This window comes from Janthinobacterium sp. SUN128 (genome assembly GCF_030587275.1).
Lineage (GTDB): Bacteria > Pseudomonadota > Gammaproteobacteria > Burkholderiales > Burkholderiaceae_D > Janthinobacterium > Janthinobacterium lividum.
Genome location: NZ_JAPWHY010000001.1, coordinates 2056591 through 2067994 on the forward strand (window position 1 = coordinate 2056591; position 11404 = coordinate 2067994).

The following is an 11404-nucleotide window of genomic DNA, read 5'->3' on the forward strand; positions in this document are numbered from 1 at the left end:
CGGACTGTTTGAATTTTATTAGCTTTCCTTATAATCTCGCACGATGCCAGCTCTCCCACTCTCAGCAGAACAACTCGCCGACGCGGCGAAACTAAAAGGCCTTTTTAAGGAGTGGCAGCACTCGCGCAAAGAAAGCAACCTCCCCCACTCGCAGGAAGCAGCAGCTAGCGCACTCGGATTCGGCCAGAGCGCACTTACGCAATATTTAAACGGGCGAATTCCTCTAAACGTCACTGCAGGAATTAAGTTCGCAAACCTCTTGGGCGTGTCCCTTGCAGAGTTCAGCCCTACATTGGCAGTGGAAGCCGAGAAAATTGCGCATGCCGTTGCACCAGGCGCCGATGATAATGGAGCTACGAGCCTTCCTGGAGCACGATGGGTTACTGCTGACGACGAACTTGCGCCGGTAATGGTCGCCATTCGTATGCTTCCAGAGCATTTGCGTGCAGGAATAACGGGTTTTGAGACGGATAGTGTGTTCGAAGAGCTTGATCACCTCTATGTGCCTCGACAGTGGCTCGAAGAGAATGACCTTACTCCAGACATGCTACGGGCAGTCAAAGTCAAAGGCGAAAGCATGGTGCCGATGATGTACGAGGATGATATTGCGATCGTCAACATCAAAAACACGAACCGAGTGAACGGTGGCGTCTTTGCGCTCAACTTCAAGGGCGAGGCAGTTGTAAAGCGGCTTAAATATGAGCGCAGGGAGTGGTACCTCTCCTCTGAGAACCCGGCTTTCAAGCAAGTTCCGTGTCGTACGACCGACTGTAATGTTGTCGGTCGTGTCGTGCGCTTCGAAGCGCGAAATTTCAAGGATCGCCTATGATCACCGCAGTCGCACGCGCGCTCTCACTTGTTACCATCGCAGCTGCGCCAATGGCACACGCTGAAACCTGGCAGTGTGCCGACGCAGCATCTGGGCGCGCTTACACAGTCAGCCAGGCCGTACCAGCCGACGCGTGCAAGCTGGTAAGCAGCACGAAGAACCCGCACTCCTCCGGCACAGCCCCACGCGAGCTGGAAGCGCCTGCAGTCCAGAGGGAGTCGAAATCTTGCAGCAAGGCTGCCGCACAGGACGTGCGAAAGATGATGTCTGAATTCGCAAAATGGGAACTCGGTAGCGACACCAGCAAAATCAAAGTCACCTGGAACCACAAGACCGATAGCCAGTCGGTGAATGGAATATTGCGCCTCATGACCGCGTTTGCCGATGCAGACGCTTGCATCATGGGCTATCCACGCGAAATTCGCTTCTATCGACTAGGCAAGCAAGAAGGCATTGCATCGCCTGATTACGGCATCAAGCTGACAAACTAATTTGCCGCAAGCTACCGGCATCACATCGCTGGCGGCACAGCAATGGCCTTAGCCAGTCAAGCGCCAATATCGTTTCTATCAAAGGCCGAGATTGATGAAGACGGAGTTATTGCAAAACTCTTTATCAGCGATCTTGCGCCGCCATCGGCGCCATGCACCAAGCCTTAAGGTCCAGCCCGCTCCGCGCGGGCTTTTTTACACCTGGCCGCAACTATTGGTTAGATTTCCAGTTGCTAATTTTACATATAATTGGTGAGCGAAACGGCACGCCCTTATGCCGCACCAGGAATAAAAATGAAAACAATATTGGTTGCAGCCCTGGCAGTCTCCCTCTCCATATCCATTCCAGCCTTCGCACGCGGCGGACATTCGGCCAGCCATGCAAGCCCATCTGGCCACAGCGCCAAAGCCGCAACTGGAACGGGGGCAAAATCATCTCACGAGCATGTCGGCGGTTATACAAAAAAAGATGGCACCGTCGTCAAGGCTCACGATCGGTCCACGAAGGACGACACGTCGGCAAATAACTGGTCAACGAAGGGAAATACAAATCCCGAGACTGGCAAGGCTGGGACGAAATGAAATCCTTTTTCCTTTGCTTCGCCTTGGCAGCCTCTGTCGCGTTGACCGGCTGCGGCGGCGGCAATGACGACAGCGATACAGTTACCTGCAAAGATGGGTGGGTTTCCCATTCGAAAGATAAACAAGGTGCCTGCTCCTCTCATGGCGGTGTACGCTAACTTCCTTTCGAATTTGTTTTAGCCGAAACAAAAAAACAGCCCGCCGTGTGCGGGCTTTTTAACATCCTCACGCCGGCGATCACTTCCAAATTAGCAACATTCAACGCATAATGCATTTATGCAACTATGCGCCGCCATAATCCAGATCAAGCAAATTCAGTTGGCCGTGGTCCATGTCGAGCCAGAGCATACCTGGCCGTCTACTGCTCCGGCCGCCCTGCTTCATGCGCAGCAGTTCTTTCCTACCCTGCCTATTTTGCTGCTTTCGCCTCGCGTCGGCAGCTTCTCCCGAAGCTACGCCACGTTCGATGTCGCGCCTCTGATCAGCCAGATTAACGCTGACGAAATCTCCTGGCGAGCCTACCGGCGGACGCCGCCGCCCGAACTACCCTTCTAAATTCCCACAGCAGCCCCGAGATCGGGGCTTTTTTTCGTTCATCGATAATTATTTCAAACTTTATTAGTCGGACTGTTGACACGGCATTAGCAGTCGGACTAATATTCGTCATCGAACAAGCAAACAGAGGAGTACGACATGTCCCCAGCAGAGCTCGCAGCACTTGAAGCGGTCCTCGTCGCCCACGGCGAAGTGATCCCGACAATCGCAATCCCGGCGCGCGGCTGATCTCCATGAGCGCCCGCGACGCCCTGCCCGGCCTGTTCAATGCCCCACCGGCGCGCGCAACGCTGCGCAAGTACAACGTATCGATCAAGTTTGCAGACGGAATTTTTGAAGCCACAGCTTGGGCAGGAAGCCCGAATCAAGCGCATGAGCTGGCGCGAGTAGATGCACGTATGGCGTCTTGCACCGGCACGTTTTATGGCCGCGAGCTGGGCTGGACTGCAGAGCTGGCAAAGGTTTAGCGGTCGCCCGCCGCCGTAGGCAAGGCGGGACAGGCCGGCGGGCCGGATAAATGCCCTGTGGGATCAGCATGCCCCGATTGATCTTCGTGAGGATCAGGCGCCAGGGGAAGCCCGGCGCCACAACCAACCTTGAAGGAAATACAGCATGTCGAATTTCAAAAAAGATCAGAAGGTGAATGTGAAGGGCACGAAGACCGAGCCGCTGCCGCGCCCGGGCAAATTCGTGAAGACGCACCCCGGCGCTCGCGGCGATTTCCTAGAAGTTCTGCTGGATGGCTCGACGCAAAGCCAGCGTTTCCGCCCTTCGCAGGTATCGGCAGCCTAATTTCACCCCGGCCAGTCGCCCTGGCCCGTTTCGCCGGCGTAACCGGCGGCCAACAAGAGAGGCGTTTGCACTATGCAAGCGGGGCCGAGCCGAAAGCAAATCCCGCCGTCTGACCAAACGCCTCCCTTGTTGGCGGCCCAACAGCCGCAGGAATCACACGCCCGACGGATTTTGCCGGGTCGCCAGCAACCCATTAACAAGAGGAGCAAGACATGAGCTACATGATCACCATCCGCACCGGCCCGCGCGCCGAGGATGTCGCGCACTTCGCGGCCATCGGCAACTTGGCCGCGCTGATCGATGCCGCGTACGACGGCGGCGCCTTGGGCGTGACTGCGATGGTGCGGCAATGATCGCCCTCTTCCACCGCATGCTGGCCGCGCACCGCCACTACCAGGCGCGGCACCAGCACCGCATGAACAAGATGCGCCTGGCCGGCGTGCGCCGCGAACTGGCCGGCCTCGAAGAAATGCGCAAGGAATTGATCACCGCACAGATCGAAGCCCTGATCGACCTGGACGCATCCGCCGCGCGCGTGCAGCGCCTGGGCCGCGCCCACCGGGAGGCGCAGTGGACGTCGTCAGCCAAGCCGTGATGGACGTGGCCAGCCAGGCCCTGCGTAACTGGCATGCCGGCCACGCCATCGTCTACGCCGTCCGTCTGGCGCTGTTGAGGGCGGAAATCATAAAACTCACAAGGAAAAAGTCATGAACGCAGCAACAAAAGAGGGTCAAACGGCCCTGCAAACAGCGCAGTACGGTCAGGGCGATCTGTCCGTCGCCAGTACCAGCAGCGCCTCCCTGATCCTCGATGTTGCGAGCATGGATAGCATCATGCGCTTGGCCGACATCATGGCCAAGGGCCGCTCAACCATCCCGGATCACCTGAAAGGCAGCTCTGCCGACTGCGCTGCGGTCGTCATGCAGGCCATGCAGTGGAAGATGAACCCCTTCGCAGTGGCGCAGAAGACTCACCTGGTGAACGGCACGCTCGGGTACGAAGGCCAGCTCGTGAATGCAGCCATCCAGTCCAGCGGCGTCACGCTCGACCGGTTCAACTACGAATGGTTCGGACCTTGGGAAAAAATCATCGGCAAAACACGCGTGTGCGATGCACCTGCCAAAGGAAAGCCGGGCGATAAAGACTACAAAAAGGCTTATCAATACCGCGTGCCGGATTACCCCATGCAAAGCGAAGAAGGCTGCGGCGTGCGCATCTGGGCGACGTTGCGCGGCGAAAGCGAGCCGCGCTATCTCGAGCTGCTGCTGGTCCAGGCCGCCGTGCGCAACTCGCCACTTTGGGCAACAGATCCACGCCAGCAACTGGCATACCTCGCCGTGAAGCGCTGGAGCCGCTTATACGCCCCTGACGTGATCCTGGGCGTCTATACGCCAGATGAGCTCGAAGAAACTAACCGCGAAATGCGCGACATCACGCCGGCCGCGCCGGCGGCAGATGACCGCACCATCGATCAGTTGCCAGAATGCACCGACGAGCTGTTCAAGCAAAAAACGCCGGAATGGCGCCAGACCATCCACAGCAAGAAGAAAACGCCGGCGCAGCTGATTGCCATGCTCAGCACCCGGGCGACCTTCACCGAGGCCCAAAAAATGACGATCGACAGCTGGGCGCACGAAAACGACTAATCGCCACACCACACAAAAAATCACCGAGGACACATCATGCAACGTGAAAACACACTCACCCGCGAAATCCACAATCTGCTCCAGGGCAGCGACGACTGGCACGCGTTCCGCTTCAACCACCACGGCGCCAGCGAGGCAGCCGCGATGCTGGGTCTGTCGAAGAAGGTAACTCGCAGCGAACTGGTGCGCATGAAGGCGACAGGCCTGGCCAAGGAATTCAGCGATTGGGTACAGGAAAACATCTTGGATTATGGCCACGAGGTCGAAGCGCTGGCGCGCCCATTCGCCGAGCGCATCATCGGCGACGACCTCTACCCCGCCACCCTGTCGCTGGGCCGCGAGAGCGCATCCTGCGACGGCCTGAACATGGCCGAGACCATCGGCTTCGAGCACAAGCAATGGAATGCGGAGCTGGCGGCGTCGGTTCGCGCCGACGTACTGCCGGAAGAGCACCAGCCGCAGGTCCAGCAGCAGTTGCTGGTCACCGGCGCCGAGAAGTGGCTGTTCATGGCATCCGACGGCACTGAAAACAACATGGTCTGGATGTGGGTCTATCCAGACGCGGCGTGGTTCGAGCGCATCGTCGCCGGCTGGGAGCAGTTCGACGTCGATGTGGCGAACTACACGCAGGTTGACCATGCGGTGAAGCCAGAAGCTGCGCCCGCCGCCGCCCTGCCCGCACTGGTCGTGCAGACCGAAGGCAAGGTCGTCAGCAGCAACCTGATGGCCTACCAGAAGGCGGCCGAGAAGTTCCTGTCGACCATCAAAACCGACCTGCAGGACGACCAAGACTTCGCGGATGCCGAATACAACGTCAAGTTCTGCGGCGAGGCCGAGGCCAAGCTGGAGCACGCCAAGGCCGCCGCGCTGGCGCAAACCTCCACCATTGACGAGGTGATGCGCACGGTCGACCACATCAAGGCGCAATTCCGCAGCAAGCGCCTGGAGCTGGAAAAGCTGGTCAAGACCCGCAAAGAGCAGATCAAGGAGACGATCCTGAACGACGGTCGCCGCGCTTACGCCGATCACGTTGCCACGCTGGAAACTGAGATTGCCCCGATCCGGCTGCAACTGGTCACCCCCGACTTTGCCGGAGCCATGAAGGCCAAGCGCACCCTGGCCAGCCTGCACGATGCGGTTGGCACCACGCTGGCCAACGCCAAGATTGCAGCCAACACGCAAGCCGCTGACTACCGCGCCAAGCAGGCCTGGTGCCGCGAGCACGCCGCTACCTACGGCTTCCTGTTCATGGACATGGCAAACATCATCGGCAAGCCCATGGAAGACTTCCAGCTCGTCATTACCAGCCGCATCGCCGATCACAAACGCGCCGAGGAAGCGAAGGCCGAAGCCGAGCGGGCCCGGATCCGCGAAGAGGAGCTCGCCAAGGCAGAAAAAGAAGCTGCCGAAACGATCCGCCTGGCTCAGGTCGAATCTGACCGCCTGGCAGCTGAGGCAGCGCAGGCCGAGCGCGAGCGCGCGGCAGCCGACACGCAGCGCCAACTGGCAGAGCAAGCCTCGCTGATCGCTGCCGAGCGCGCCGCCGAGCCGGTCGCCCAAGTTGCAGCGTCTAAACCTACCGCCCCTGTTGCCGCTCGCCGCGCGCCGGCAACCGCCGCACCTGTGCCAGCCCCGAGCCGCCCAGCGCCAGCACCTGACCTGCTCGACGCCGCTGCTGATGACCTCTACCCATCCGACAGCGACATCCTCGATGTGATGTTTGACCAGTTCGGCCTGACGGCGGCCGAGGCCATCGACCGCCTGGCCAAGTTCGACTTTGCCGCCGTGCGCGCCGGCCTGGTCGCCGAACCCGCATAGGAACTAGCCCGCCCACCACCAGGAGAAACCAATGAATACAGCAGTCGCAGCACCACAAATAACCCTGCAAGCCATTCAGTCCTCGCAGATTGCCGCCATCGGCCACTGCCCGGCGACCGAAACGCTGGCCGTGCAGTTCTTCCGCAAGGGCGCACCGGCGGACGTCTACCACTACGCCAACGTCACGGCCACGGAATACGCGGCCTTCGCCGGCGCCGAATCCATCGGCAAGCACTTTTACGCGCACATCAAGCCGCATGCCGACAAGCACCCGTACACGAACATGGGCACGCCGGCCATCCAGCTGGCGCCGGTCAAGCTGAGCAAAGAACTGCTGGCCGGCCTGCTGACTGGCCGCGAATACGGCAAGGAAATGGCGAAGGAAGAAGAGCAGCAGGCCAAGGCGGCGGGGCTAATCGTGATTTTCGGCGCCAGCGACGACCTGATGGAGTTTCGCGGCTTCGTGGACGACGAGCGCGACGCACCGACCGTGGCGATGATCGATGCCAAGGGCTTGCTGCCGTTCCGCGAGGATATCCAGCACGATGACGATGCGCTCAAGGACTATTTCGCCCGGGCGCCGCAGGTGCGCGCCGTGGATGCCCTTTGGGGTAAGGAAGACGGCTACAGCTGGACCTATCGCACCGATGTGCCGCACGCCACCTTCGAAATCGTTGAAGACGGCGAACCGTACTGCCGCGGCATCGTGATCGACGTGGCCGACCTGGGCGGTGCAGCGTGACCGGCCGTCCGGCCCGCAAGTCTGCCGCACAGCTGCAGGCGGTATGCGACAAGTTCAACGCGGTGCACCAGGTCGGCGCCGCCGTCAGCGTCGAGCTGGATGGCGGTGAAGTCCGCGAGACGGTCACCGCCAGCGAAGCGCAGGTGCTCAGCGGCCACACCGCAGTCATCTGGCTGGATGGCATCAGCGGCTGTTATGACTTGGAACGCGTGACGCCGCTCCCGCCGGCCAGCACGGCCGCAGGATCGCCGCCATGACGAAACAAACCTACTTTCTCGTGCACGACGAGGCGCGGCGCCGGGCAGTTGAATTTGCCAAGACCGCGCCGCCTGGGTGGATGGTGGTGTTTTCGGAGCCGAAGAAGAAGCGCGCCCAAGAAGAAAAGTACCACGCGATGATCGGCGAAATCGCCAAGCAGGTCGAACACATCGGGCGTAAGTGGGATGCGGATGACATGAAGCGGCTGCTGGTGGACGAGTTTGCCGACGAAATGCGCCTGGCCGGCACGCCGCTGCACCACGACGGGCGCGTGACGCCCAGCTTCGACGGGCGCCGGATCGTGCAGCTGGGCGTCCAGACCAGCGACTTCTATGTCAAGGAAGCCGCGCAATTCATTGAGTTTTTGTATGCCTTCGGTGCCGCGCGCGGCGTCGTGTTCTCAGAATAAGGAAGCGCCATGTTTTTCAAGAATCTTCAAGTCTACCGCCTGCCCGCAAACTGGCCCATGAGCGCCCCGGAGCTGAACAGCATGCTCGAGCGCCAGGCCTTCACTCTCGCCACAAGCATGGATCTTGTGCGCCAGGGCTGGGCCGCACCTCGCGGTGCCGGCGCGCCGCTGGTGCATGCCGTCGGCGGCCAGTTCCTGCTGCAGCTGAAAACCGAGAAGAAGCTGCTACCGTCGACCGTGGTCAACCAGGTGGCCGCCGCCCGCGCGCTGGAAATAGAAGAAGCCCAAGGCTTCGCGCCCGGCAAGAAGGCCATGAAGGAATTGAAGGAGCGCGTCACCGACGAGCTTTTGCCGCGCGCCTTCGCCATTCAGAGCACCACGGCCGTGTGGATCGACCCGATCAACGGCTGGCTGGTAGTGGACGCGGCCAGCCCGGCCAAAGCCGACGAGGTGGTCAAGCTGCTGCTCAAGTCCGTGGACAAGCTGCCGCTGGAAAGCCTGCGCGTCATGCGCTCGCCCGTGGCGATGATGACGGGCTGGCTGCAGCACGACGAAGCGCCGGCAGGCTTCACGGTCGACCAAGACGCAATCATGCGCGCCACGGGCGAAAGCAAGGCCCAGGTGGCATACAAGCGCCACACCTTGGAGGCGGACGATATCCGTCGCCACATCGCCGCCGGCAAGCAGTGCACCCGCCTGGCCATGACCTGGAGCGACAAGATTAGCTTCGTGCTGGACGAGAGCCTGGCTATCAAATCGGTGAAGCCGCTGGAAATTATCAAGGAAAGCGCCACGCGCAACGACGACGAGCGCTTCGACAGCGATTTTGCGCTGATGACGGGCGAGCTGGCCAAGATGCTGGTCGACCTGGTCGATGCGCTGGGCGGCGAAGCCGAGGTAGATGCGCGGCCGCCGGGCCCAGCCGTTGACGCGGCGCCGGCCAAAGGCCATGAACCAGTGCGCAAGCAACGTGTGGTGCTGGAGTTGAACGGCCAGGCGCCCGGCACCGTCCCGCCTGGCGACGGCAGCGCGACCGATCCGCTGTACGACCAGACCGTCGAGGTCGTGCGCACGCACCAGCGCGCGTCGATCTCGCTAGTGCAGCGCCACCTGCGGATCGGCTACAACCGGGCGGCACGCTTGCTGGAAGCCATGGAAAAGAAAGGTGTGGTCTCTGCCATGCAGCCGAATGGCAACCGCAATGTGAGCGCCTAAGATGAAAATCTTGAATTTATATACGGAGCGGCTCACCCACGATCACCAAATATCGCCGATCAAGAAAGGCAAGCGAATCGGATATGGAAGTGGAGCTCTCGCTGAGCAATGCTGGGAGGTTGCCAACTGCGTAGGTCGGAAGCAGCCCAAGACGCCCCACGCTCTGCTGCAATATTTGGTCAGCAGCATCAGCTGCTTCGATACCTGCCACTACATTACGGCAGGCGGCAAGAATTATGCGCATTTCAGCAGTTTCATCGAGAGGACTCTTCCAAATTGGAATATCGGCAACGGCAGCAAGCGCGGCGTGCAGGCGGCTTACTATCACCTGAGCCCTATCCCTGGGGATCCGAGCATCGTTGATTACTCCGTTTACAGCACGCAGCAGACCCTGAACCTCGACTGCGAAAAATGCAATGGCGGCAATCACATTGGCTTTTTCGGTCGTTACCTGCTTCGCCTGCGCCAACTCCGCTCGATTGTGCTGGGCATTCATGACCCAGACCGCAGCAATAATTGTTCCAACGGAAGCTGCAGCTTGCACCCACGCGGCCGCTTCTGCGGACTCTATGCCTTTTTTATCAATCGCAAAGACCAAGCCGAAGACCAGCAAGACGCCAGTCACTACCAGCAGCAGAAAGGCCGCGCCTTGCTTTCGAGTAATTTTATTCATGGAGCAATATTAGCATGAGCAAAGAGCGCCCTATCCTCATGAACGGCGCCATGGTGCGCGCCGTGCTCAACGGCAGCAAGACGCAGACGCGGCGCATCATGAAGCCGCAGCCGGTGCCGGTTCCTGGAGAGCCGGGCAAGCACTGGTGGCCCTCGAATGCAGCGCAGTCGATGATGCGCGTCGAGGATGGTTTTCAGAAGTATCCCGGCATCTTCGATGACGCTTGCCCTCACGGCCAGCCAGGTAACCGCATTTGGGTGCGCGAGACGTTCTGCCTGGATGATGACGGGCACGAGGAATGGCCTGTCTTCCGCGCTGATGGCGCCAAGCTCCCGCAGCGGCAGCCGACACGGAAACCTGCGCGCTGGACGCCCAGCATCCACATGCCGCGCTGGGCCAGCCGGATCCAACTGGAAATCATGTCGGTGCGCGTCGAGCGCCTGCAGGATATCAGTGATGCCGACATTGTTGCCGAGGGCATTGATATGGAAGCGCTGGCGGAATCGCAGGATCGCTACGACATCGTGTGCAGAGGGTCTGGCGCCAGTGGTCGCGCAACCGAGCGCACGACCTGGCGCGACCTGTGGGAATCCACCGGCGGCGACTGGGATGCAAATCCGTGGTGCTGGGCCATCACCTTCAAGCGGGTGACGCCATGAAACGCCTGAAAGCATACCAGGTCAGCGATGGCGCGGACGTGACCGTGATTCGCTACGCCACCAGCAGCGCGGCAGCCAGGCGCGAAGGCGGCAACGAAATCGGCTGCGAGTGGGATGGCGTCGATTCATGCGTGCGCAAACCGGAATACGACCAGTATGCGCCTGGCCCTGTGCCGGCCCAAGCGCTGATTGAAGCAGGGTGGCAGTTCGAATGCCGCCGCCACGGCTGTGGAAACTGGGCAAATCGGGACACGGAAGAATTGACGTTCAGCGCTGCCGGCGATCCGTATTGCTGCGAAGCCTGCATGTCCAGTCACTTCGCCCGGCAGCGCGCGAATGCGGCGGCGCGTACCGCGCTGCAGGAACTGGTCGAGGCCAAGTTGCCGGGCTGCCATGTGACCGAAGTGTACGTCTACGGCTGGCGCCTGGAGCCAGCGTATGGCGGTGGTATGCGGGCTTATGTCGACTTCAGTTTTCCTGGCGGCCGCTGGCCAGGTCGGTTTGTGTTTGGCGAGGACGGCTTCCGGGTGCACGGCGAGGACTTGCCTGTCTTCCGGGCAATGTATCCGGCGTCGGCCGACGAATCTACGACCACGAAGGCAGCATGACCGATGACGACGAAGTGCCGAACAGCGAGCGCAGCCCCGGCGCCGCGCGCGTGGCGGCGGCCCTGATCCTGATTTACGTGGCAGCCACCCTGGCGGGCGTCCTGGCCGCGACAACCTGAAAGGAAAG

17 protein-coding genes and 1 pseudogene are annotated in these 11404 nt (G+C 60.6%); 17 read left to right on the top strand and 1 reads right to left on the bottom strand.

Annotated features, from left to right (window positions below; genetic code table 11):
• Positions 1-43 precede the first annotated feature (43 nt).
• From O3297_RS09340 to O3297_RS09405, 14 genes and pseudogenes are all read left to right on the top strand, one after another.
• A complete protein-coding gene (locus O3297_RS09340; protein WP_305048495.1) occupies positions 44-829 on the top strand; it encodes a S24 family peptidase in 786 nt (261 codons plus the stop codon).
• Positions 826-1320, top strand: coding sequence for a hypothetical protein (locus tag O3297_RS09345; protein ID WP_305048496.1), 495 nt, complete (start codon positions 826-828; stop codon positions 1318-1320). The genes O3297_RS09340 and O3297_RS09345 overlap by 4 nt, the downstream gene beginning before the upstream one ends.
• Before the next feature lie 294 nt (positions 1321-1614).
• Positions 1615-1902 (top strand): hypothetical protein, encoded by a 288-nt coding sequence (locus tag O3297_RS09350; RefSeq protein WP_305048497.1) that lies wholly within the window; start codon positions 1615-1617, stop codon positions 1900-1902.
• Between the two features lie 788 nt (positions 1903-2690).
• Complete coding sequence (locus tag O3297_RS09355) at positions 2691-2924, top strand: hypothetical protein (RefSeq protein WP_305048498.1); 234 nt, start codon at positions 2691-2693, stop codon at positions 2922-2924.
• 145 nt (positions 2925-3069) lie between these two features.
• Positions 3070-3249, top strand: coding sequence for a hypothetical protein (locus tag O3297_RS09360; protein ID WP_070279265.1), 180 nt, complete (start codon positions 3070-3072; stop codon positions 3247-3249).
• A gap of 212 nt (positions 3250-3461) precedes the next feature.
• On the top strand, positions 3462-3602 hold the full coding sequence (locus tag O3297_RS09365) for a hypothetical protein (protein WP_305048499.1): 141 nt from the start codon (positions 3462-3464) through the stop codon (positions 3600-3602).
• Positions 3599-3844 (top strand): hypothetical protein, encoded by a 246-nt coding sequence (locus tag O3297_RS09370; RefSeq protein WP_305048500.1) that lies wholly within the window; start codon positions 3599-3601, stop codon positions 3842-3844. The genes O3297_RS09365 and O3297_RS09370 overlap by 4 nt, the downstream gene beginning before the upstream one ends.
• A 112-nt stretch (positions 3845-3956) precedes the next feature.
• The gene (locus O3297_RS09375; RefSeq protein WP_305048501.1) at positions 3957-4895 is read left to right on the top strand and encodes a RecT family recombinase; all 939 of its coding nucleotides are present in this window, start codon (positions 3957-3959) and stop codon (positions 4893-4895) included.
• A 36-nt stretch (positions 4896-4931) separates the two neighbouring features.
• Positions 4932-6713 carry a YqaJ viral recombinase family protein gene (locus O3297_RS09380; protein WP_305048502.1) on the top strand — a complete coding sequence of 594 codons (1782 nt, stop codon included), beginning with the start codon at positions 4932-4934 and terminating at the stop codon, positions 6711-6713.
• Positions 6714-6744: 31 nt separating this feature from the next.
• The gene (locus O3297_RS09385; protein ID WP_305048503.1) at positions 6745-7455 is read left to right on the top strand and encodes a KTSC domain-containing protein; all 711 of its coding nucleotides are present in this window, start codon (positions 6745-6747) and stop codon (positions 7453-7455) included.
• A complete protein-coding gene (locus tag O3297_RS09390) occupies positions 7452-7712 on the top strand; it encodes a hypothetical protein (protein WP_305048504.1) in 261 nt (86 codons plus the stop codon). Before O3297_RS09385 ends, O3297_RS09390 begins: the two co-directional genes overlap by 4 nt.
• Entirely contained in the window at positions 7709-8122 is a 414-nt protein-coding gene (locus O3297_RS09395; protein WP_099376061.1) for a recombination protein NinB, read from the top strand. The genes O3297_RS09390 and O3297_RS09395 overlap by 4 nt, the downstream gene beginning before the upstream one ends.
• A 9-nt stretch (positions 8123-8131) precedes the next feature.
• A pseudogene (locus O3297_RS09400) lies at positions 8132-9019 on the top strand (recombination-associated protein RdgC); the annotation flags it as partial.
• Positions 9020-9097: 78 nt separating this feature from the next.
• Positions 9098-9337 (top strand): DNA translocase FtsK, encoded by a 240-nt coding sequence (locus O3297_RS09405; RefSeq protein WP_305049633.1) that lies wholly within the window; start codon positions 9098-9100, stop codon positions 9335-9337.
• A 16-nt stretch (positions 9338-9353) separates the two neighbouring features.
• On the opposite strand, the gene O3297_RS09410 is transcribed toward O3297_RS09405, so the two are convergent.
• Positions 9354-10010 carry a hypothetical protein gene (locus O3297_RS09410; RefSeq protein WP_305048505.1) on the bottom strand — a complete coding sequence of 219 codons (657 nt, stop codon included), beginning with the start codon at positions 10008-10010 and terminating at the stop codon, positions 9354-9356.
• A 14-nt stretch (positions 10011-10024) separates the two neighbouring features.
• On the opposite strand from O3297_RS09410, the gene O3297_RS09415 reads away from it, so the two are divergent.
• Genes O3297_RS09415 through O3297_RS09425 form a run of 3 tightly spaced genes read left to right on the top strand, consistent with a single transcriptional unit; the run spans position 10025 to position 11396 of the window.
• Entirely contained in the window at positions 10025-10669 is a 645-nt protein-coding gene (locus O3297_RS09415) for a hypothetical protein (RefSeq protein WP_305048506.1), read from the top strand.
• Positions 10666-11277: a hypothetical protein gene (locus O3297_RS09420; protein ID WP_305048507.1), complete on the top strand. Its 612-nt coding sequence runs from the start codon at positions 10666-10668 to the stop codon at positions 11275-11277. The genes O3297_RS09415 and O3297_RS09420 overlap by 4 nt, the downstream gene beginning before the upstream one ends.
• Positions 11274-11396, top strand: a complete 123-nt coding sequence (locus tag O3297_RS09425; protein ID WP_258194666.1) for a hypothetical protein — start codon at positions 11274-11276, stop codon at positions 11394-11396. The genes O3297_RS09420 and O3297_RS09425 overlap by 4 nt, the downstream gene beginning before the upstream one ends.
• Positions 11397-11404: the final 8 nt, after the last annotated feature.